Below are 22,800 nucleotides of genomic sequence, written 5' to 3'. Positions count from 1 at the left end.
GGACGACGCCGGGCCCGGTTGAGCGCAACCGACCCCCAGAACAGCGAGCTGGCACCGACCACGCTGGGGCCGCTCAGGATCGAAGTTGCGTTCCCCGACAACCGCACAGCCATTGTGGACTGGACGCGACAGCCCCAGCAGCGGCTGCTGCGGTCCCTCGGGGCCGAGTTGGCGGCGTCAACCGCTGTGGGACAGGGCACAGGTTCACCGCACACACTCAGCAATCGTGCCCGCTCCTGCCGGGAATGGGCACGCTGGCTGGACACCACGGAAGACGTGGAATTGCGCGTGTGCGATCTCCGCCCTCGCCACCTTGACGATTTCGAGAGCTACCTGAGAGAAAGGCACCCCGAGCACTCCCGAACCCCCTACTCCCGGATCGCCGACATCGTGTGGGTCCTGCGTCGGCTGGCTGACAAGGACTCCGGGCTGCCGGCGGACATGCTCAGGCGGCTCTCGCACACATCGGTCGGCCCGATCGGATCTTATGCCCCTCGCGATGCCTATCCGCCGCACGTGGTGGAACAGTTGCGCAGTGCTGCTCGGGCCGAGGTCGACCAAGCCGTTCGACGGCTGACCCTGGACGGGCCGGCTCTACTCGCGGAGGGGAGTGACCCGCGGACGGCGGGATGGGACTCCGACGCAAACGTGCTGTGGGAGATCAACCGCAGTAGGGGGACTGTCACCCGGCAGTCACTCGTCCCGACGATCGGCGACAAGGTGGCGAGTGCTCACTCCCCTGGGCGTCTTGCACCAATGCTGTATCCGACAAGCCGTGACATCTTCGCTCTGCTCCTGCTCTTCTGCCTTGAGAGCGGAATGGAGTTGGAAGCCGTCAGAGAGCTAAACCACGACTGCCTGAAGAACCCCAATCGGGGCTATGTGCACGTCGAGTATCTCAAACGGCGACGGCACGGCCAGGAATGGAACAGAATCCGAGTGCGGGACGGCTCACCCCGTTCGCCCGGCGGACTCCTCCGACTGGCTCTCCGCCTCACTGCCCAGGTCCGCGAAGTCACCGGTTCGCCGGCACTGTGGCAATACCGACAGGCGGCAGGCGTCCTGTGCACCCGCCTCAGCCCCCCGGTGGCGACGAGCATGGCCACTAGGTTCGTGGCAGCTCACCAGCTCAGTGACCATGGAGAACCTCTCGTCCTGAACCTGTCCCGGCTCCGCAAGACCTACAAGGCGGCCGTCTACAAAGCAACAGGCGGAAGGATGTCAGCATTCGTCCAGGGACATTCACCAGACGTCGCCGCGGCTCACTACGCGGACATCCCCTCGTTGCGTGATCTCCATGAGCAGGCCGTGGCCGATGCACTGCAAGATGCGCTCACCGACGCCCAGGCGCCCACGGTCCTGACGCCTCAAGAGGAAGCCCAGCTCGCCCAGCACCCCAACGATGCGGACGAGTTGCTCGGCATTCCCGCAGAAGATCTAGCACAGTTCCTGTCCGGCGAATCTGACCTGTGGTTGTCGTCTTGCCGTAGCTTCTTCGACTCGCCTTTCGGCGCCAAAGGCAAACCTTGCCCAGTCTCCTTCTTTGCCTGCCTGGGGTGCGGCAATGCTGTGATCACGCGGAGGAAATTGCCCGCAATCCTGGCATTCCTCAACCACATCGAGGCTGAACGAGCCAGAATGCCCGCAGCCGACTGGGCGGCGCGATTCGGCAAGGCTCATCAGCAGATACTGCAGCTGATTCTGCCGAAGTTCAGCGAGGTTGACGTCCTGAACGCCAAGGCGATCGCCGAGTCTTCTGAGCCCCTGCTCTTCCTGCCTAGCAATCTGCTGGGAGGCCACTGATGCCCGTACGATCACTTCGAGTTGAAACCCGTGTCGAACGCCCTGCCGACCCAACGCCCGTTCTATCCGGGCGCCCTCTCGCCGCCGACCCCTCTCTCGTTCCACGGTTCGGGGATCAGAAGTGGAACCTCGCCGTGGCGGGACACGCAGGGAACCGCTATGCCAGCGAGTTCCTCATCGACTTCGCGTCGCTCACCGATCCAGTCCGCTGCGAAGCTGCGCGCGAGTTCCTCTTCTGGCGACTCAACACGCGTCCCGTTCGTGGGCCACTCCCTTCTATCTCGACGGTAGCGGCGGAGTGGTGGAGTCTGCGGTGCTTCTTCCGTTTCCTCGACGCCGAGCACGACGGTCTTCGCCTGGACGAACTTCCTCAGCCCGTTCTCGACTCCTACCTCCATCATTGCCGCGATGAAGACATGCTGCCGTACAGCCTGCGCCATCGGCTGCAGGTCATCCGGCGTCTCCACCTGGCGGCAGAGGCGATGCCGACTGACCGGTTGGAGATCACCCCATGGAACGGTCGTGCCCTCTCCCGCGTCATTGGCAGCCCAGCCATAAGCAGACATGAGAATCGGACTCCCCGAATCCCACCTCAGGTCATCGCCCCGCTGGTCCAGGCAGCCTTGTTCTACGTTCAAACCGCAGCCCCCGACATTGTCAATGCCCGTGCAGAGCTGCAGGTTTTGGAAGAGTCCCTAGACGGGATCCGAGGGTTGTCGCTCGCCCTGTTGGAAAGCTATCTCGATGGCCTTGCGGCTGAGGGGAGAGGGGTTCCGGTGTTCGATGGCACTGGTCGCCAACCCCAGTTGGTCGGCACGCCCGCGTACTCCTACATCATGCGGAAGTCGGGGGCCGGGCGAGCGATTGCCGACGACTCCTACAGCGACCGCATCAACACTGCTCTGGAGCGACTCGGGCCCGAGCTCGGTGGGATGGACACACCAATCGCCCCGCACCCACAAACGGGGCGCCCATGGCGGGAGAGATTCAGTCCTCCCGCCGTTGGCCAACAGGAACGTCTCCTACGCGCGGCCTGCTACATCCTCATCGCCTATCTCTCCGGCATGCGCGACTCCGAAGTCAAGGGACTTCGTAATGGCTGCCACTACACAGAAATGAGCACAGACGGAGTCATCGTCCGGCACAAGGTGCGCTCGCAGCTGGTCAAGGGCGGCCGAGGGGTGCCGGAGACCTGGGTGGTCATCGGGCCCGTCGCGCAGGCGATCGGCGTCCTAGAGCAACTCCCCCACCAGGAAGTGCTCTTCTGCCGGCCGGTAGCAGGGCGACCGTATTCGACGGTCTCAGCGAACCGGATGAACGACAACCTGAACGAGTTCCTGGCGCACTGCATCAACGTCGGCTTTCCCGTACCTGACGTCGACGGGAAGCCGTGGAACCTCACGACCCGCCAGTTCCGCAGAACGGTGGCTTGGCACATTGCCCATCGCCCATACGGCACCGTCGCAGGGATGATTCAGTACAAGCATCTCTCCGTCGCCATGTTCGAAGGGTACGCCGGGACCGCTCCCTCCGGTTTCCGTGCGGAGGTCGCAGCCGAAGAAGCTCTCGCGCGCCTGGCAGACATTGTGGAGCGCTATGAGGACTTCAAAGCTGGTGTCCGCTCCTCCGCACCAGGCGGAACTCGGACTGACAACGAATTCGCCAAGGTCCAGCAGGAGCTCCAAGACTTCCCTGGGCGACTGGTTGACGAGCGTCGCCTCCAGGCCATGCTGAGAGCCTCTGCGCGGACCCTTCATGTCGGAACCCTGAACGACTGCTACTACCAACCCGAGACAGCACTGTGCCGAACGACAGGCGGCGAGGGAGGCCCGTTGCTCAACAACTGCCGCCCGGACCGCTGCGCGAACTCAACCGTCACCGCACGGCATCGTCCCGGGTGGGTGGAGGCCAGGGCTCAAACCGAGCAAGCGCTGGCGTTCATTGGCCTCTCCGAGCTCCAACGAACCGCCCTACGGGTACACCTCAGTGATGTCACCAACGTGATCGAGGGGATCGACTGTGGCCGCTGACTCCACTGAAGCCACACTCCGGGCTGCATGCGAACGGCTCCTCGGCGGAAGAGCCACGCGAACTGACGGTTCGCTCAGCGTCGCCGCACTCGCCGCCGAGGCCGGAGTCAGTCGTGCGAACGCCTACCGATATCCCCACGTACTGGATGAATTCAGGAAGCTACTTGCAGACCGGGAGGACGACGCCACTCCGACGGCCACCCTCCGACAGGAAATCCAGGCTCTCAAGGCCACCGAGCGAACGCTTCGCCAGCAGCACGCACAGGAAGTACGCGCGTTGCAGTCATCGATCAACACTCTCGCCCAGCACGTGCAGTTCCTCACGCTGGAGAACGAGTGCCTCGCTCAGGAGGCTAGGCGTCACACCCGACTCCCTCGCGTCGATCGGCGGTAATCATGCCCGTACCGCGTCCCGGCGCCGGCTGGTCAGAGCCCCGCTTCAGCAAGGATGAGATCCATCCTGGCCCTCGACAACGCGGCGTTGGCTGCCGCAGCATCAACGACCTTCGGTTCCGGCTCGGACAGCAGCAACTCCAGCAGGTCCGCCGTGACGTTGGGGTGGCGTGCCACGCCCGCCCGCAAGAACGGCTCCTCGCAAGTCCGGCGACAGCCCGGATGGTGTCGGGAAGGTGATCGCATCGTCCGTGATGGCGAGCGAGGGTGCGTCAGTTCTTCAGGTGGGCGATGCCGTGCTCGACCGGCATACGCCGGGAGGAGTGCGCGAAGCGGGTTTGTTCGTGATGGGTCATCAGCCACTGGACCTGCTTGAGGTACTTGCCGCAGCGCTTTCTGGGCAGGGTGACGACCTGCCCGCAGGTCTGGGCACCCAGGCCCTGGTAGCGGCGTCCGCGAGGATCTCCAGGTGGATCGTGTCGGCGAGCAGATCGACTAGGCCGACGTCGCGGCCCTGGGTGATGTCGGCGACGGATCCGGCCCGCGCCTCGCCGCAGAACAGCACACGTCCCCATCCATCGGTGACGACCAGTGCTTTCATGGCGTTCATCCGGCTCTTGCCCGAGACGAACCGGTTACGGTCGGGCCGGTTGGCCGCCGGACAGCGGACTCGGACCTCGGTCGCGTCGATGATCCCGGTCTGCCCGGTGGTGCCCAGGTGGGCGATCACGTCGGCGAGGGTGCGAAACCGTAGGCCGGGCGCCACGTGGCAGCCGCGCTCGGCCAGTAGCGGGCGGATCTCCCCGACGGCTCGGGTGACGGTGGAGCGGTCCACGCTGAACCAGCAGGCCAAGACGTCATGAGTGACGCCGTGACGCAACTGGACGAGGGTCGCCAGGAGCCGGTCGACGAAGATGAGCTTGTACTTTGCTCCGGCGCCGACCGCCCGCCGCCGCGGCCGGTCGCACAGCTCTGCTTCGCGTCATGCCTGCCACGCTGGCCCCAACTCGGCGACCAGGTCGGCGATCACGGCTTGCGACAAGCCGATGATCCAGCGCTCCGAGACGATCACTGAGCGTGTCGCGATCCCCACCACGGATCGTCCAACGAGCCGACAGCCCGCAGGCCATGGCTAACCATGCACGAGGTCGTTAGGGAGCGGCTGGCGACGGCGGCACAGGGGATCAAGCGCCTCCATGGGGAGGTCGATATGTTCGCACGTGTGGTCAACGTTCTTGAAGTCCAGAACGCGCAGTTCCGCAGCCAGCAGGATCGAGGACGAGCGAGCGTTGTAGCTCTTCCTCCGCCACCCCGTTGACGCAGCCAGTGCACGTCAGCCCAGCAGACGAGTAAGTCAGCTGGGCTGACACTCATGTCACGAATCCTGACGTTTGGGCAGACTTATGTCTCTACTGAGGGGACATAAGTCGGGCACCGCTAGCACGCCACGGTGGCGGGAGGACGGAGGAGGAGTCGTCAGCGCAGAATCAACGGTATGACGCCGACGGCTCCGGCTCCCGTCACATACGGGGCACCGCCCATGTCACGACCAAAAATCCTCTCGTATTTCGGCCATGTGGTCTTCTTGACGAGCGCGTTGATCCCAATGCTCTGAAATCTTCCGAAGCAACCGTTGAGTCCGGGGCCAGCGGTTTCCGATGTCTTGCGCAAACTGTTGATACTTGTCCGCGAGGGCTCTTTCCTGACCTCCTCCGGCGTCAAGCGACCGCCAGGTCGCCCCCCGACTGTTCATCACCGCGATTGCGAAGCCATTTTCGATGTTCTGGCTCCGAACATTTTCGATAATTTGGCGCACCTGCAACGGCGGCCATTCAGTCAATGAGCGAGAAGCGTGAAACAGGACCTCGCCAATGAAGGTATCACCGTATCGGAGCAGCTTCTTCTCCAGAAGCAGGGTTCTCACCTCGGAAACCCAAGCAGCCAATACAGGCCCCTCACCGTCCCCGTCAAGGCGAGGAGCACCCTTCCACGACTTCAGCAGGGCATACGCCTGATTGGCCTTGTTCCTCATCTCGCCTGTTACTTTGATCTCAGAATTCTCGCTGTCCTGGCGAGGATAGATCAAGGCGATCAGATCAACGAAGAACGAAGGATTCGCGGATAGTTCCTCGTGCAAGATCAAAGATGTCTCGTGCTGACCATCTTTCAAGACAGGTAGAAACTTCCACTCGACGTGCGCCAGAAGCTGTCGGTTAACTCCGGAAACTCCGCGAGCATGGACCAAGAGTTCCTTCACTTCGTAAATCAAATTGGAAATTGATTCCGAAGCGGTGCTGCTGAAAGACGTCCGGCGAAGTGTGTCGAGCATGACATCCGTGTCGAAATCTTCTCCCTTTTCCTTCATGATCCAGAATAGGGAAATAGCCTTTTCGAAGAGTCCAAACGCCAAGAGGGATTCCACGGCCTCGCGGCGATCTGAATCAGACTCGACATGGTACTCGTTGAAGCCACTCCAGTACGCCTTCTTCACTTCACCGCCGCACTGCCCAGCGAAAGTGAAAGTGGCGGACTCAGGGGGCAGAGCAAGCAAAAAATGGACTACTCGCCTGGATGGCCATGCCGTGAAGTTCTCGGACAATCCAGATACCCACGGCCAGCCCTCCTTGAAGAATCGAGAGTTGACGTAACTGAAGGCAACCCGTTGCTCCGCTTCCTTGTCCGACTCAAGCCTCCCCAGCATTTCCTCGTCAAAATCAGCGGAGACGGCCCCGACTGCGGCTCCGAGGAGATGCGGCGCTTTGCACTTGGATGCCAGATTCAAAATCCCATCAAATCCGAGATCGGAAACTATGCTTCGCGCGGCTTCCTCTTGCTTCTCCCGAACAGCAGTGAGGTAGTTGGAATCGGAGACATCGAGGCCGGGGACAGACGGACGGTAGGAAAACATCGAGACAAACGCCTCTGTGGGATCTTCACTAGTGAATCGATCGAACTCTTTCTCGATTCGTAGCACCTTCTCTTCGGGTAGCGCCCAAACCGCAGTTGCGTACTTCCGGTGCTGCTGAACCAGCTCCCGAAACTCACGGATCATTGCGTCCAAGCTGCCGCTTTCGAGCGAGGAGATATCCAGAGAACTGACGCATGCAAGTATTGCATCGAACTGCTCGTCAGGAAGCTCGGGCAATGCCTTAATTAGGCTTGTCCATCCCGCTTGATAAGCGCGGACATCCTCCAGGAGACGCCTTGCAAGCTCGCGGCAATGGCGGATAATCTCGGGTCCCGTTAGACCGATCGGCTCGTCTTCCGGCTGCCATTCTCTCCACCTTGGACTATATGTCATTTGCGCCATAAAATGCCGAGTAGGAAGAAGTGAAACCATCATATCCCAAGCGGCACGAGGGGCGACTTCTCGAATAGCATCCAGTACCGAATACCGTTCGTCGAAACTAGCTGCCGTCTGCGGATGAAATGGCTGAAAGATCTCCTTCAGACTGCCGGCCGGTCGGTTGCTCCACCGCCCACCAGGCTCTCGTTCCGCTAGGAGCGCGAGAATGACGGCAGCAGACCCCAGGTGCTCTGGTGCCCACGCCAATGCCTCAAGGCTCCAAAGCAAGCCAGTGTGCCTGGGATGCGAAAAGATCGTTTTTTCTGCCTCCGGGTCAAAAACAGATAGAAGACTGCCCTGGTCTAGAGCGCGATCCACCATTTCAAGAAACACGTCAGGTGATGCTTCTGCCAGCAACGGGAGCGCATAATCAAGGGAAGGCCATAGACGCTTAGATTCATCCGCTGTCGCTTGCCCCAGTACCTCTCGAACGACAGAGTCAGCGAATCTTTGACCATTCATCCCATTGGGAAATATAGTATCCCCAGTGCTAGTAGCGATTAGCGCCAGGCTTTCCACCACACTAGTCATGAGATTACTTGACCATGGCAGTGAACGGTCGTATAGACCTGCAGCCCAACGCTTATCGACCTCCAGCGAGAGAGAAGGATCGATGGTTGTCAACATCTTCACTGCAGCGGTACGAAAATTCGCCAGATTGCTCGCCGTAGCAAAACGCGCCACAAGTTCCCATGAGTCACGCTTCGACACGCAAAACCATTGCGTACTCTCTCGGCGCACCGGCATATCACTTTGTCCCGACCAGCGCGTACACGCGGCGCTCACATCGGCATAGGGCTTTGAACAGACTTCGCTTAGAAACTGCTCATCCCCGTCGGCTCCCTCCTGCCATGCTCCCGCAAGAACAAGGGGAACGATCTCGTCTGCATTTTCGGGAGTGGCCCAAGGGGGAGTACTACTAGCGTTTGCTGAAACCCGCCTACGAAACATGAGCAAACTTCGACGAGCGATACCTGCGAGCTCGTGAGCCTGCTGCTCAGGGACACCTTCGCTGATGAGAGCTTCAGCGGCCGGCTGGCGTTTAATGCGTGGAAGCGAAATGCGTGCGCCGGAAGTAGGCGTGTTCAGATCAACCGGAATGGCTACTTGGTGACCAATGTCCGATGCTTCAATTGCCGATGGCTGGCTGAACGTCGGGATCAGCAGCAATCGGGTATCTGAGGAGACTCTTGCGATGACCTCGTCCCACGCCTCAGGTGAGTGAACTGCAAGAGTGCGTTGGGTTACTACCTCCTGCGCATCCTGCGGAAGCGACAAGATCGTGGCGGCGACGAATGCAAACGACTCTTCTGGAGACTCGGCCTGAATAGTCATCACTGAGGGCTCACCCTGCAACCAAGCAATCAGTGACTCTGCCTCTGACTCGCGACCAGCCGTCACAAGGCCAGGAGGGACAGGCGGCAGGGCTGCGAGAGACCAGCGGTTCCACGCAGCCGAGAGGTCGCTAGCACCATCCGGGTCGCGGCCCAACATTTTTGTTACCCTCACGTGGACCGCAGGAGTGCTGTCGAGCCAAGCTTCAAGTGTGTCGGCATCGTAAGCCCGGACATCTTTCCAGATCTTCTCGCCTCGCTTGGTGGCGGCCCAATCATCTCTCTGCGGCCAGCGCCTCGGGCTTACAAATATGAATGTTGCCTCTGACGGCAAAACACCCTGTGGATCATCCGTGCGCGCAGCGTAGTCGGCGTCTGCCTTCGTGGTTACATCTTCGTTCGTTCCCATTTCCCAGACTGATTTTCCACCCGGGACCCAGGCGTTTCCGTGGACGGCATCCGCCTGGCCATCCCAGCCGGTCATGCCGATACCTTCGCCCGCACGAAAATCGACCGACCGCAATTCGTTTGTTGAACCAATGACGAGATTCCGAATCAGTCCGGGCAGTTCGTCGCGCGCTACTAGTCGCTCCGCCCATCCCTCAAGCTCTAGGGCGTCTACCAGCCAGCCACGGGTGCCCCGGAATCTCGTAGGCGGCGGTGTCTGAGGTGCCGACACCTGGCCGAGAGCGGCACGGACCTCATCGATGTTGAACCTGCGGTGCCCACCGGGAGTCGTGTCGAAAGGGATCCGTCCATTGCGGGCGTATGTCTGCACCGTCGCGGGACGCAGGCCCAGCGCAGCGGCCAACTGGGACGAGGATGCCTTACGCTCAAGAGCCATGAAAACACGTTATCACGGATTTCATGGTTTGACTGGAGGAGGCGGGTCGTGACGGTATGTGATCGCCTCCCGGCTTGCGTCCTGTGTCCGATACAACACCGCCAGACTTGACAGGGAAGACGTTTGCCTGGACAGCTGCATCGGCAAGGCAGCGCTCGTGGTACTCCGGCGGCACGACCGAGTGCCCGGAACGCGTTGCCGCTGCCCATACCCGGGGATCTGGATCGGAGAGCGGCGCGAGTTGGACGGCTATCGGTCGGTCCCAGCACACCTGGGCGACCATCGCACGCAGCTTCGGGTCCGAAGCACCTGCGAGTTCGGCAGGTGTCAGGTCGTAAGCATCTGCGAGATCTTCGATGCCCATGGTCGCCCCCGCTCCACCATGGTCCGGACAAAGGTCCGCGTGGGCATCGCGGATGGCCGCGTTGGGATGCTCGGCGATCCGGCGGCGCATCGCCGACGACACCCGCGGTCTGTGTATGAGGACAGCCGAGTCCCTACCACCGTGCGTCAGCAGGGCCTCGACCACCTGGTCGAGCAGCTGCCCCTTGCGCAGGGCCAGCCCGTGCCGACCCGCCTCGTGCGCGGCCAGACGCACCAAGACGTCCCCCGGGGCAGCGGGGTTCTACCCCAGGCCGGACAACCGCGGCTGCTTGAGATGGACCATGGCTTCACGCTACTCAGAAATCTGTGGCTCGGACGAAGAAGGGAGCCAGGCGATCAGTCACCTCTGCCGTGGAATAACAGGCCAAGCCTGCTCGACAACTGCCTCGGGCTTCCCAGTGCGCCGCAGGTACGCCTGCAAGGACGCGGACTGCTCGGCTGCGGCGCGCACCTGAAGATCATGTATGTCTGTCGACGCGATCAGCCCGACGGAGGGGTACTTCTCGCCCAAGCGTCGCGCCACGCGAGCCGCAGCCACCGCATCTGCGGTCGCGTTGTGCGCCTCTTTCAGTGAAACTCCATAGAGGGAACACAAGGCGTGAAGGGCCCGCGTGCCCTTCCGATACCGGTCCACGTGCTTGTCCAGCACCAACGGGTCGATCACAGGCGAAGGCGACGTGCCAAGCCGCTCACCGACCGACTTGACCTCGTACCGCCGGCATTCCCGATCCAGCAGCGACAGGTCGTACCGAGCATTCATGACGACCAGGGGTGTTACGGACCTCAAAACCTCGGCGACAGCGTCCGCGATCTCCTCGATCGCTCCAGCGGGCTCAGCCCCGTGCTCGCGGGCCCGGTCGGTCGAGATGCCATGGATCGCCGACGCCTGCTCAGGAATCGCTACCCCGGGGTTGAGTAGCCAGGTCCGCTCGTCGGATACCGATCCATACTCGTCCAGCCGAACAACGGCGGCGGTGACGATCCGATCGGTCTCGATGTCCGTACCCGTGGTTTCCAGGTCGAACGCCACCAAAGGCCCAGCGCTCCAGCTCATCACATGGCCCCCTGTCGGACCGCAGCAACCGATCCTCGGCCGGCGGCATCCAACCAGTCGGACCCTCCATCCCACTTCTTTACACGAGACACATGAGACGCCATCCGCGTGCGTGGATAAAAGGGCGCATTGAAGACGACCACCGGCACGCCCGCCCGCCAGTGGTAGCAGAGCGCCGCGGCGACCTCGTCGGCGACCTCGACGACGGGCCTGCCCTCGGCGACGGCGCGGGCGGTGGAGACGCCGTGGATGGCGGCGGCCTCCTCGGGGATGGGCACGCCGGGGTCGGCGAGCCAGCCGCGCTCGCGGACCACCTCACCGCCCTTGGCCTCCACCAGCGCCGCGGTGACGATACGGGACTCGGCCGGGTCGGTCCCCGTGGTCTCCAGGTCGAATCCGACCAGGGTTTCGTTCAGCCAGCTCATGTCGTGCGGTCCTCTCGTCCTGTTGCCGCACCATCATCGCCTGCACCACTGACAGCCCAGGGGGCGGCCCCGGGGCGGCAGCTGGGGCCGACGGAGGGCGGCTGAGGGCGGGGCGACCGTTCAGGACACCGGCCGGGAGTCGGACCAGACCCCCTCGAACTCCTCCTGGTAGACCTGGAACAGGCCCGGCTCGGGCGGCCGGCCGGAGAGGATCGGGCCGGGCGTGCCGCCGCGCACCACCAGCGCGGGCGACTCCATCCCCCGGGCCCGGCGCAGGTACGGCTGGACCACGCCGAGGCCGTCCGGGCCGTCACCGTCCACCAGATAGGCGGTGCAGCGCGGCAGTTCGTCGTAGACCCGGATCTCGAACGCCCCGGCGTCGCGCAGCCGGGCCCGGACCCGGCGGACGTGCATGATGTTGGTCTCCACCGACTTCGCCAGTTCGCCCCGGCCGATGCCCAGTTCGCGCTCCCGGCGGCGGACGGCGCTGCTGGCGGGGTTGAGGAAGAGCAGCCGGATGCGGCAGCCGGCGTCGGCCAGGCCGACCAGCCGCCTCCCGGTGAAATTCTGGCAGAGCAGGTTGAGGCTGATGCCGAGCGCGTCCAGCCGCCGGGCGCCCGCGAGCAGGTCCTCGACCGGCAGGTCGCGCTGGAGCCGGACCCGGTCCGCGTGCACGCCTATGACGTCGGCGTAGCGGTCGCCGACCAGTTCCTCCACCACGTCGACCGGCGCGCGCAGGCCGGGGGCGTCCGTGCCGCCGTCGAGCAGCGCCAGCAGCCGGGCCCCGGCGCGCTCGGCCTGGGCGAGGACGTTCTCCGACAGGGCGCGGTTGCGGGAGACGACGTGCCGGGCCACCTCCAGCTCGTCCAGGGCCAGTTCGACCTCGCGCCGGTCGGCCAGGAAGGGCTCGAAGCAGGGCCAGTGCTGGACCATCAGCTCGCGCAGCTGCGGCAGGGTGAGGAAGACCACCAGGCTGTCGTCGTCCGGGTCGAGCAGGTAGCCCTTGCGCCGGCTGACCTCGCGGACGGCCCCGGCGCGCTGGACCCACTCCTCCCCGGCGGGCCCGGCGGCGGCGATCACCCAGTCCTCGCCGTGCACCGGCTCGTAGACCGGGCGCAGCACCTCGGCGACGACCGAGCGCAGCCGCTGCTCGACCAGGTTGAGCCAGACGTAGGCGCGTCCGGCCCGGCGGACCCGGACCCGGGCCTCGTCCCAGGCGGCGGGCGGCCAGGCGAGGGAGGGTTCCAGCGGCCCCGGCTGGTGCGGCGCCGTCCGGCCGGGGCCGGTGCGGGCGACGAGCGTGGGGGCCTCGCCCCGCGCCGTGCCTCCTGCGGCACCGCCGTCGGGGACGACCATCCCGGACCTCACCATCCCTCGCGTGCTCGGTCTGACCCGCTGCTGCCGGAGCGGGGCGCGTCCACAACGTACCCTGTCGGGACGGAGCCGGTAGGCCATCCGGGTGACTCGGGACGATCAAGCGTACTTCGCTGCCACGCTGAGCGCAGCAGTTCGACACCGGGTGGCGGAGCGTCACCGTCCGTCTACCGGAGTTCCGTTCGGGCGACTCGCCGCGGAATCCGTCCGGGCCGCCCCCGGTGTGCGAGACGATGCAGGGGCGTGCGGTGCCGTCCGTGGACGGGAGACGGACATGGGCGACCCCGGGTCCGGGCATATGCATGGTTGAGCAGCTGACGGGAGTGGTGGAGGACGATGCAGGTCTGGCCGGGACATCCGTACCCCTTGGGAGCCACCTACGACGGCGCCGGTACCAACTTCGCCGTCTTCTCGGAGGTGGCCGAGCGGATAGAGCTGTGCCTGCTCGGCGACGACGGCTCCGAGACGTCCGTCGAGCTGCGGGAGAAGGACGCCTTCGTCCGCCACGTCTACCTGCCCGGCATCCAGCCCGGCCAGCGCTACGGCTTCCGGGTGCACGGCCCGTACAAGCCGCAGAACGGCGACCGCTGCAATGCCGCGAAGCTGCTGCTCGACCCCTACGCCAAGGCGATAAGCGGCAGCGTCGACTGGGACGAGTCCGTCTACGGCTACCACTTCGACGAGCCGGGCCGCCGCAACGACCTGGACTCCGCCCCGCACACCATGGCCTCGGTGGTGATCAACCCGTTCTTCGACTGGGGCAACGACCGGCCGCCGCGCACCGAGTACCACCACACGGTGATCTACGAGGCGCAGGTCAAGGGCCTGACGTACCTTCACCCGGGGATCCCGGAGGAGATCCGGGGCACCTACGCCGGGATCGCGCACCCGGCGGTGATCGAGCACCTGGCCAGGCTGGGGATCACCGCGCTGGAGCTGATGCCGGTGCACCAGTTCGTCCACGACCACCGGCTGGTGGACCTGGGCCTGAACAACTACTGGGGCTACAACACCATCGGCTTCTTCGCGCCGCACGGCGCGTACTCCGCCACCGGCGACCGCGGCCAGCAGGTGCAGGAGTTCAAGTCGATGGTGAAGGCGCTGCACGCGGCCGGGATCGAGGTGATCCTGGACGTCGTCTACAACCACACCGCCGAGGGCAACCACCTGGGCCCGACGCTGGCCTTCCGCGGCCTGGACAACTCCGCGTACTACCGGCTGGCCGAGGACCGCCGCTACTACGAGGACACCACCGGCACCGGCAACAGCCTGCTGATGCGCAGCCCGCACGTGCTCCAGCTGATCATGGACTCGCTGCGCTACTGGGTCACCGAGATGCACGTCGACGGCTTCCGGTTCGACCTGGCGGCGACCCTGGCCCGGCAGTTCCACGAGGTGGACCGGTTGTCCTCGTTCTTCGACCTGGTCCAGCAGGACCCGGTGGTCTCGCAGACCAAGCTGATCGCCGAGCCCTGGGACGTCGGCGAGGGCGGCTACCAGGTCGGCAACTTCCCGCCGCTGTGGACCGAGTGGAACGGCCAGTACCGGGACACCGTCCGCGACCTGTGGCGCGGCGAGAACGCGGCGCTGGCCGAGTTCGGCTCCCGGCTGACCGGCTCCTCCGACCTCTACCAGGACGACGGCCGCCGCCCGATCGCCTCCATCAACTTCGTCACCTGCCACGACGGCTTCACCCTGCGCGACCTGGTCTCGTACAACGACAAGCACAACGAGGCCAACGGCGAGGACAACCGCGACGGCGAGAGCCACAACCGCTCCTGGAACTGCGGGGTGGAGGGCGAGACCGACGATCCGCACGTGCTGGCGCTGCGGGCGCGCCAGCAGCGCAACTTCATCGCCACCCTGATGCTGTCCCAGGGCGTGCCCATGCTCTCCCACGGGGACGAGTTCGGCCGCACCCAGGGCGGCAACAACAACGCCTACTGCCAGGACAACGAGATCGCCTGGCTGCACTGGCCCGCCTTCGCCTCGCACAGCGCCTCCGCCCCGCACGCCTCGGCGCACACCTCCGCGCACGCCGCCTCGCACGTGGCCGCGCAGGGCGCACCGCAGGCCACCGCCCAGGCCCTGGACGACGACGACCCGGTGGCGCAGCTGCTGGAGTTCACCCGGCACATGGTGTGGCTGCGCCGCGACCACCCGGTGTTCCGGCGGCGGCGCTTCTTCCACGGCCGCCCGGTCTCCGGCACCCACGACGACCTCACCGACATCGCCTGGTTCACCGCCAGCGGCGAGGAGATGACCGAGGAGGACTGGCGGGCCTCGTTCGCCAAGTCGCTGATCGTCTTCCTCAACGGCTACGCCATCTCCGAGCCGGACACCCGGGGCGAGCGGATCACCGACGACTCCTTCCTGCTGCTGTTCAACGCGGGCTGGGAGCCGCTGGACTTCACCGTCCCGGTCAACCACGGCAAGGAGTGGCAGATGGTGGTGGACACCGCCCAGCCGTGGGCGATCGCCCCGGGCACCGGCCCGAAGGTCCGCGCGGGCGACGTACTGCACCTGACGGACCGCTCGATGATGGTTCTGCAGCGTCCGGCGTGACGGAGGCGGCGGCACGGGGTAGGGCTTACCCCATGACCGCCGCACCCGAGAACACACCGACGGCCACCTACCGGCTGCAGCTCCAGCCCGGCTTCGGCTTCGCCGAGGCCGCCTCGGCCGTGCCGTACCTGGCCCGGCTGGGCGTGTCCCACCTGCACCTGTCGCCGGTGCTGGAGGCCGTGCCGGGCTCCACCCACGGCTACGACGTGGTCGACCACGGCCGGATCAGCGAGCAGCTCGGCGGCGAGCCGGGGCTGCGGGCCCTGGCCGCGACCGCCCGGGCGCACGGGCTGGGCCTGATCGTGGACACCGTGCCCAACCACATGGCCGCGCCGGTGCCCGCCCACCTCAACCGCGCCTGGTGGGAGCTGCTGCGCGAGGGGCCGCAGTCGCCGTACGCCCGCTGGTTCGACATCGACTGGGCGGCGCAGGACGGCCGCGTGCTGCTGCCCGTCCTCGGCGGCCGGCTGGAGGAGGAGCTGCCGAAGCTGCGGGTCGAGGCCGAGGGACAGCCGGACGCGGCCCCGGTGCTGCGCTACTTCGACCACGCCTTCCCGCTGCGCCCCGGCACCGAGGCGCTGCCGCTGCCGGAGCTGCTGGAGCAGCAGTGGTACCGGCTGGCCTGGTGGCGGCAGGCCCGCACCGAGCTGAACTACCGGCGCTTCTTCACCGTCGCCGACCTGGTCGGGGTGCGGGTCGAGGACGAGGAGGTGTTCGCCGCCACCCACCGGCTGCTGCTGCGGCTGTACGCCGAGGGCGTCCTCCAGGGCTTCCGGGTGGACCACCCGGACGGCCTGGCCGACCCGCGCGGCTACCTGCGCCGGCTGGCCGAGGCGACCGGCGGCGGCTACGTGGTGGTGGAGAAGATCCTCACCGGCGACGAGGAGCTGCCCGAGGACTGGGCCTGCGCCGGGACCACCGGCTACGACGCGCTGCGCCGCGTCGACGCCGTGCTCACCGACCGGGCCGGGGCGCAGGCGGTGGCCCGCGTCTACGCCGACCACCTGGGCGAGGACGACCCCGGTGCGGACGCCAGCGCCCGGCAGGGCCGCAGCGACATGGTCGGCCCGCAGGGCGAGCTGGCCGCCGAGGTCAACCGGCTGGACCGGGTGGCCGCCGACACCCCGACGCCGCTCCCGCGCGCCGACATCGCCGCCACCCTGGCCGCGTACCCGGTGTACCGCCCCTACCCGGTGCCCGGCGAGCCCGACCGCCCCGAGGACGCCAAGCGGCTGGCCTCGGCGGCGGCCTCCCCCGAGGTGCTGGAGCTGGCCCTGGGCCGCCGGGGGCGCGGCCCGGCGCAGGACGAGTTCCGGGTCCGGCTGGCCCAGACCGCCTCCGCGGTGGCCGCCAAGGGCGTGGAGGACACCGCCTTCTACCGGCGCTACCCGCTGCTGTCGCTGAACGAGGTCGGCGGCGACCCGGCCCGGCCCGGCCTTGACCCGGCGGGCTTCCACGCCTACTGCGCCCGGATGCAGCAGCAGTGGCCGGCCACCATGACCGTGCTGTCCACCCACGACACCAAGCGCAGTGCCGACGCCCGGGCCCGGCTGGCGGTGCTGGCCGAGGTGCCCGAGCTGTGGCGGGCCGAGCTGGCCGACTGGACCGCGCTGGCCGCCGCCACCGCGCCGGACGGCGCACCGGCGCTTGACCCGCACACCGGCTACCTGCTGTGGCAGACCGCGCTGGCCGCCTGGCCGGTGGACGGCGACCGGCTGGCCGCCGCGGTGCTGAAGTCGGTCCGCGAGGCCAAGCTGCGCACCACCTGGACCGAGCCGGACACCGACTATGAGCAGGCCGTGGAGCGCGCGGCCCGGGCCGTCCCGGCCACCCCGGCGCTCGCCGCCAGGATCAGCGCCCTGGTCGAGCGCCTCGCGCCCTGCGAACGCGTCAACACGCTCTCCGGGACGCTGCTGCACCTCACCATGCCCGGCGTCCCCGACCTCTACCAGGGTAGCGAGTTCCCGCTGCACACCCTGGTGGACCCGGACAACCGGCGGATCGTGCGCTTCGGCGCCACCCCCGCGCCGGGCACCCTGGCCGCCGAGAAGCTGCACCTGACCAGGGTCGCCCTGGGCCTGCGGCGGGCCCTGCCGTTCGACGGCTACACCCCGCTGCCCGCCGACGAGCACCTGGTCGCGTACGCGCGCGGCGAGGACGTCGTGGCGGTGGCCACCCGGCTGCCGCACCGGCTGGAGCAGCGCGGCGGCTGGCAGGAGCGCACGCTGGAGCTGCCCGAGGGCAGCTGGACCGACGCCCTCACCGGCCGGGCGGGGCTCACCGGCAGCGCCGCACTGTCCGAGCTGCTGGCCGACCTGCCGGTCGCGCTGCTGGTCCGCGACCGGCCGCACGCCTGAGCAGCCGCACGCCTGAGCGGCCGTACCGTCCGCACGCCCGCCCGCACGTACCCGCGTCCACCCGCACCCCCGACCCGTACGGCAGGGAGCCCCGATGACCCCCCGTCACCCCGTCCGCCGATTCGAGCTGTGGGCCCCCGCGGCGCGCGACCGCGTCGAACTCGACGTGGACGGCGCCCGGCACGCCATGCGGCGCGACCCGGACCGGCCCGGCTGGTGGCTGGCCGACGCCCCGGCCGACCCGGGCGGCAGCCGCTACGGCTTCCGGCTGGACGACGATCCGGCGCTGCTGCCCGACCCGCGCTCGCCGCGCCAGCCGCAGGGCCCGGACGGCCCCTCGCAGCTGGTCGACCACGACGCCTTCACCTGGACCGCGCCCGCGCCCGTGGGCCGGCCGCCGCTCGGCGGGGCCGTCTACGAGCTGCACGTCGGCACCTTCACCCCCGAGGGCACCTTCGACGCCGCCGCCGCCCGCCTGGGCCACCTGGTCGACCTCGGCGTGGACACGGTCGAGCTGATGCCGGTCTGCCCCTTCCCCGGCGAGCACGGCTGGGGCTACGACGGGGTGTCGCTGTGGGCCGTGCACGAGCCCTACGGCGGCCCGGACGGGCTCAAGCGCTTCGTCGACGCCGCGCACCGGCACGGCCTGCGGGTGCTGCTCGACGTCGTGCACAACCACCTCGGCCCCTCCGGCAACTACCTGCCGCGCTTCGGCCCCTACTTCACCGAACGCCACCACACCCCCTGGGGCGCGGCGGTGAACCTGGACGCGCCGGGCTCGGACGAGGTCCGGGCCTACCTGATCGGCAGCGCCCTGGCCTGGCTGCGCGACTACCGGCTGGACGGGCTGCGGCTGGACGCCGTCCACGCCCTGGTGGACACCCGGGCCCTGCACTTCCTGGAGGAGCTGGCCGCCGCCGTGGACGGGTTGGCCGCCGCCACCGGCCGGACGCTGCCGCTGATCGGCGAGTCCGACCTGAACGACCCCCGGCTGACCACCCCGCGCGCGGAGGGCGGCCTGGGGCTGGCCGCCCAGTGGAGCGACGACTTCCACCACTGCCTGCACGCCGCGCTCACCGGCGAGGCCCAGGGCTACTACGCCGACTTCGCCGTCCGCCCGCTGCACGGCCTGGCCAAGACCCTCACTCGGGGCTGGTTCCACGACGGCACCTGGTCCTCGTTCCGCGAGCGCAGCCACGGCCGTCCGCTCGACCCCCGGCGCACCCCCGGCCATCGGCTGCTCGGCTACCTGCAGACCCACGACCAGGTCGGCAACCGCGCCACCGGCGACCGGATCTCGGCCGCGCTCGGGCCCGGGCCGCTGGCCGCCGGGGCGGCGCTGGTGCTGACCTCGCCGTTCACCCCGATGCTGTTCATGGGCGAGGAGTGGGGCGCGCGCACCCCCTGGCAGTACTTCACCGACCATCAGGACCCGGAGCTGGCCCGGGCGGTGCGCGAGGGCCGGCGCGGCGAGTTCGCCGACCACGGCTGGGCCCCCGAGGACGTCCCCGACCCGCAGGCGCGGGAGACCTTCCTGGCGTCCAAGCTCGACTGGGCGGAGCCCGGGCGCCCACCGCACGCGGCGCTGCTCGACTGGTACCGCACGCTGCTGGCGCTGCGCCGGGCACACCCCGCGCTGGCCGACCCGCAGCTGGCCGAGGTCGGCGTCGACTACGACGAGGACCAGCGCTGGCTGGTGCTGCACCGGGGCCGCTACCGGACGGCGGTCAACCTGGCCGACGCCGAGCGCACCGTCCCGCTGGGCGCGCCGCACCGGTCCACCCTGGCCGCGTTCGGCGCCCAGCCCACCGCCTCCGGCGAGCAGCTCACCCTGCCCCCTGGCTCAGCCGCCGTGCTCCTCACCGCAGCCCCGGCCTGACCGGCGGCCCGGGCCGGTCACCGGCCGACCGCCGGTCAGCCCGCGGCGCGCTCCCGCAGCTGCTGCCACAGGGCCCGCACCTGCGGCTCCAGCCGCTCGAGCGGGCCCTCGTTGTCCAGCACCACATCGGCCACGGCCAGCCGCTGCTCGCGGGAGGCCTGCGCGGCCAGCCGGGCCCGCGCCTCCCCCTCGGCCATGCCCCGCAGCCGCACCAGCCGGTCCACCCGGGTCGCGTCGGCCGCGTCCACCACCACGACCAGGTCGAACAGCGGGGCCAGGCCGTTCTCGGCCAGCAGCGGCACATCGTGCAGCACCACGTCCGCCGGGCCCGCCTGGGCCTCCAGCAGCGCCGAGCGCTCCCGCACCAGCGGGTGGACGATGGCGTTCAGCGCCGCCAGCCGGGCCGGGTCGGCGAAGACGATGCCGCCCAGCTTCGGGCGGTCCAGCGCGCCGTCCGGCAGCAGCACCTCCGGGCCGAACTCGGCCACCACCGCCGCCAGCCCGGGCGTCCCGGGGGCGACCACCTCGCGGGCGATCAGATCCGAGTCCACGACGACCGCGCCGTACGAGCCGAGCAGCCGCGAGACCTCGCTCTTGCCCGCCCCGATGCCACCTGTGAGTCCGACCTTCAGCATGGGCGCAGCATAGCCGCGCCGCTCAGGCGTCGGCCAAGGCGGGCCGGGCCACGGCGGGCTGGATCACGGCAGGCGGGGTCACGGCAGGCCCGGTCAGGGCAGGTGCGGCTGCGGACTCGGGTTCGCGCGGGGCGGGCAGCGGCGGGACGACCTCCAGCGGCGGCAGCGTCTGGTTGTCGTGCAGGCCCACCCGGGCGTGCAGCCGCCTCAGCCAGCCGGGGGCCCACCAGTTGCGGTTGCCGAAGAGGGTCATGGTGGCGGGCACCAGCAGCATCCGCACCAGCGTCGCGTCCACCAGCACCGCGACCGCCAGGGCCAGGCCGATCTCCTTGATGTCCAGCATGTCGCCGGTGGAGAAGCCCGCGAAGACGATGACCATCAGCAGCCCGGCCGAGGTGATGATCCGACCGCTGCGCTGCACCCCCAGCTCCACCGCCCGGCGACAGGGGTGCCCCTGCTCGTGCAGCTCCTTGATCCGGGAGAGCAGGAACACCTCGTAGTCCATCGACAGCCCGAACGCGAAGGCGAACACCAGCACCGGGATCCACGCCTCCAGGCCGCCGGTCGGCGAGAAGCCCAGCAGGCTGCTGAGCCAACCGTCCTGGAACACCAGCGTCAGCACCCCGAGCGAGGCCCCCAGCGACAGCATGTTCATCGCCAGCGCCTTCAGCGGCACCACCACCGAGCCGGTCATCAGGAACAGCAGCAGGAAGGTCGCCGCCGCCACCAGCCCCAGCGCCCACGGCCCCCGGGACGCCACCTCGTGCTTGAAGTCGACAACGGTGGCGGCGTCCCCGGTCACATAGGTGGTCAGCCCGTCCCGGTCGGCGCGCAGCTCCCGCACCACCTGCTGCGCGGTCGCGCCCTCGCCGCCGCCCCGGACGTCCACCCCGACGGCCACCAGCCGCCCGGTGGGCGCGGCGGTGGAGACCGCGGAGACGCCCGGCAGCTCGCGGATGTGCGCCGCGTACGCCTCGGCCTGGGCCCGGTCGCCCTGGACGGCCACGGTGATCGGCGACTGCTGCAGCGCCGGGAAGCGGCTGTCCAGGGCGTCGGCCACGGCCCGGCTGCTGAACGAGGTGGGCAGGACGTCCGCGTCGGCGTTCTGCGGGTGGGCGAAGGCGAACGGCGCGGCCATGGCCAGCAGCACCCCGGCGACGCCCAGCGCCACCGGCAGCGGCCGGCGCTGCACCCGCCGGACCGTCCGGGCGAACACCCCGTCGTCCTTCTCCGGCCGCAGCGGCGCCTTGATCTTCCCGCCGGCGAAGCCCAGCAGGGCCGGGACCAGGGTCAGCCCGGACAGCACGGTGATCACCACCACGCTCACCCCGGCCGCGCCCACCGCCCGGAAGATCGGGCTGACGAAGACGAACAGCCCGGACAGCGCGGCGGCCACGGTGAGCGCCGAGAAGGCGATGGTCCGCCCGGCGGTGGCGCTGGTGCGCTCGACCGCGGCGGCCATGTCCGCGCCGTGGCTGCGCTCCTCGCGGAAGCGGTTCACCATCAGGAGTGCGTAGTCGATGGACAGGCCGAGGCCCAGCACCGTGGCGATCGGCAGCACGCTGGTGTCGATCGGCATGATCCGGGTGAAGCCCAGCAGCGCCAGGAACGCCCCGCCGATGGAGGCGATCGCCCCGATCAGCGGCAGCCCGGCGGCCACGAAGCCGCCGAAGATCAGCACCATCACCAGCAGCGTCACCGGCAGCGTGATGAACTCGCCGCGCTCGGTGTCCTTCTCGGTCTGCTGCTGCACCTGCTGGGTGAGCACCTGCTCGCCGCCCAACTGCACGGTGGCGCCGGGGGCGTCGGCGGCGATCTCCTTCAGCCGCTGCGAGGCCGCGTCCAGGGTGCCGGTGCCGCTGCTGGTCAGATCCACCTGGATCAGCCCGGCCCGGCCGTCGGCGGACCGCAGTGCGGCGGCGCCGGAGGCGCTGTAGGCGTCGGTGACCGTGCCGACGCCGGGAATCCGGCCCAGGTCGGCTGCGGCGGCGGTGACCGCCGCCCGCACCTCCGGGTCGTCCACCGGCCTGCCCTGCACCAGCGCGGTGATGCCGCCGGAGGTCGGGTCGGCGGCGGCCAGCAGCGCCGAGCCGGTGGCCGACTCCGAGCCGGCCGCCTTGGGCGTGGGCGCGGCGGTGTCGAACACCCGGGTGCCGAAGACCAGTCCGGCCACCAGCAGCAGCGTCCACGCGCCGAGCACCCAGCGCCGGTGCCGGAAACTGAATCGCCCCACGGCGGCGAACGGGCCGCCGCAACGGGTGGAGGGTGCAGTCATGGGGCGTTACCTTGCAGCCGGAAACGGGACTGAAATCAACTTTGCCCGATTACCGCAGAATGGGAAGTTTAGTGATCTATGGGCTATGTCATACGGTCTCCG

The 22,800-nt window shown here is 68.1% G+C and carries 12 protein-coding genes and 1 pseudogene; 5 read left to right on the top strand and 8 right to left on the bottom strand.

Annotated features, from left to right (window positions below; translation table 11 throughout):
• Window positions 1-18 precede the first annotated feature (18 nt).
• Window positions 19-1,803: a hypothetical protein gene (locus GXW83_RS09800; protein WP_182442687.1), complete on the top strand. Its 1,785-nt coding sequence runs from the start codon at window positions 19-21 to the stop codon at window positions 1,801-1,803.
• Between the two features lie 134 nt (window positions 1,804-1,937).
• Window positions 1,938-3,833, top strand: a complete 1,896-nt coding sequence (locus GXW83_RS09795; protein ID WP_182442686.1) for a hypothetical protein — start codon at window positions 1,938-1,940, stop codon at window positions 3,831-3,833.
• 426 nt (window positions 3,834-4,259) lie between these two features.
• On the opposite strand, the gene GXW83_RS09790 is transcribed toward GXW83_RS09795, so the two are convergent.
• From GXW83_RS09790 to GXW83_RS09765, 6 genes and pseudogenes are all read right to left on the bottom strand, one after another.
• On the bottom strand, window positions 4,260-4,415 hold the full coding sequence (locus GXW83_RS09790; RefSeq protein WP_182447744.1) for a hypothetical protein: 156 nt from the start codon (window positions 4,413-4,415) through the stop codon (window positions 4,260-4,262).
• A 166-nt stretch (window positions 4,416-4,581) separates the two neighbouring features.
• Complete coding sequence (locus tag GXW83_RS09785) at window positions 4,582-5,106, bottom strand: transposase (protein WP_255431289.1); 525 nt, start codon at window positions 5,104-5,106, stop codon at window positions 4,582-4,584.
• Between the two features lie 663 nt (window positions 5,107-5,769).
• Window positions 5,770-9,750, bottom strand: coding sequence for a hypothetical protein (locus GXW83_RS09780; protein ID WP_182442685.1), 3,981 nt, complete (start codon window positions 9,748-9,750; stop codon window positions 5,770-5,772).
• 724 nt (window positions 9,751-10,474) lie between these two features.
• Window positions 10,475-11,188, bottom strand: coding sequence for a 3'-5' exonuclease (locus tag GXW83_RS09775; protein WP_182442684.1), 714 nt, complete (start codon window positions 11,186-11,188; stop codon window positions 10,475-10,477).
• 119 nt (window positions 11,189-11,307) lie between these two features.
• Window positions 11,308-11,613: pseudogene (locus GXW83_RS09770) on the bottom strand (exonuclease domain-containing protein); the annotation flags it as partial.
• A 120-nt stretch (window positions 11,614-11,733) separates the two neighbouring features.
• The gene (locus GXW83_RS09765) at window positions 11,734-12,984 is read right to left on the bottom strand and encodes an SAV2148 family HEPN domain-containing protein (protein ID WP_370466623.1); all 1,251 of its coding nucleotides are present in this window, start codon (window positions 12,982-12,984) and stop codon (window positions 11,734-11,736) included.
• Between the two features lie 339 nt (window positions 12,985-13,323).
• Between GXW83_RS09765 and glgX the strand changes: the two genes are divergently transcribed.
• The 3 genes from glgX (at window position 13,324) to treZ (ending at window position 19,788) form a co-directional block, all read left to right on the top strand.
• Window positions 13,324-15,552, top strand: a complete 2,229-nt coding sequence (gene glgX / locus GXW83_RS09760) for a glycogen debranching protein GlgX (RefSeq protein WP_182442681.1) — start codon at window positions 13,324-13,326, stop codon at window positions 15,550-15,552.
• 32 nt (window positions 15,553-15,584) lie between these two features.
• Window positions 15,585-17,909, top strand: coding sequence for a malto-oligosyltrehalose synthase (gene treY / locus GXW83_RS09755; RefSeq protein WP_182442680.1), 2,325 nt, complete (start codon window positions 15,585-15,587; stop codon window positions 17,907-17,909).
• Window positions 17,910-18,003: 94 nt separating this feature from the next.
• Window positions 18,004-19,788: a malto-oligosyltrehalose trehalohydrolase gene (gene treZ / locus GXW83_RS09750; protein WP_182442679.1), complete on the top strand. Its 1,785-nt coding sequence runs from the start codon at window positions 18,004-18,006 to the stop codon at window positions 19,786-19,788.
• A 35-nt stretch (window positions 19,789-19,823) separates the two neighbouring features.
• Here the strand turns inward: treZ and coaE are convergent, their stop codons facing one another.
• Complete coding sequence (gene coaE, locus GXW83_RS09745) at window positions 19,824-20,423, bottom strand: dephospho-CoA kinase (RefSeq protein ID WP_182442678.1); 600 nt, start codon at window positions 20,421-20,423, stop codon at window positions 19,824-19,826.
• A gap of 22 nt (window positions 20,424-20,445) precedes the next feature.
• Window positions 20,446-22,698 carry an MMPL family transporter gene (locus GXW83_RS09740; RefSeq protein ID WP_182442677.1) on the bottom strand — a complete coding sequence of 751 codons (2,253 nt, stop codon included), beginning with the start codon at window positions 22,696-22,698 and terminating at the stop codon, window positions 20,446-20,448.
• Between the last annotated feature and the right edge of the window lie 102 nt (window positions 22,699-22,800).

The sequence above is a fragment of the Streptacidiphilus sp. PB12-B1b genome (assembly GCF_014084125.1).
Taxonomy (GTDB): Bacteria; Actinomycetota; Actinomycetes; order Streptomycetales; family Streptomycetaceae; genus Streptacidiphilus.
Note: the sequence above shows the minus strand (reverse complement) of the source record. Positions and strands in the feature narration are given on the sequence as shown.

Bases quoted from the DNA above. Each gene is read 5' to 3' on its own strand.
- GXW83_RS09780 (WP_182442685.1), bottom strand. From the start codon at position 9,750: ATGGCTCTTGAGCGTAAGGCATCCTCGTCCCAGTTGGCCGCTGCGCTG.
- GXW83_RS09775 (WP_182442684.1), bottom strand. From the start codon at position 11,188: ATGAGCTGGAGCGCTGGGCCTTTGGTGGCGTTCGACCTGGAAACCACG.
- GXW83_RS09765 (WP_370466623.1), bottom strand. From the start codon at position 12,984: ATGGTGAGGTCCGGGATGGTCGTCCCCGACGGCGGTGCCGCAGGAGGC.
- glgX (WP_182442681.1), top strand. From the start codon at position 13,324: ATGCAGGTCTGGCCGGGACATCCGTACCCCTTGGGAGCCACCTACGAC.
- treY (WP_182442680.1), top strand. From the start codon at position 15,585: ATGACCGCCGCACCCGAGAACACACCGACGGCCACCTACCGGCTGCAG.
- treZ (WP_182442679.1), top strand. From the start codon at position 18,004: ATGACCCCCCGTCACCCCGTCCGCCGATTCGAGCTGTGGGCCCCCGCG.
- coaE (WP_182442678.1), bottom strand. From the start codon at position 20,423: ATGCTGAAGGTCGGACTCACAGGTGGCATCGGGGCGGGCAAGAGCGAG.
- GXW83_RS09740 (WP_182442677.1), bottom strand. From the start codon at position 22,698: ATGACTGCACCCTCCACCCGTTGCGGCGGCCCGTTCGCCGCCGTGGGG.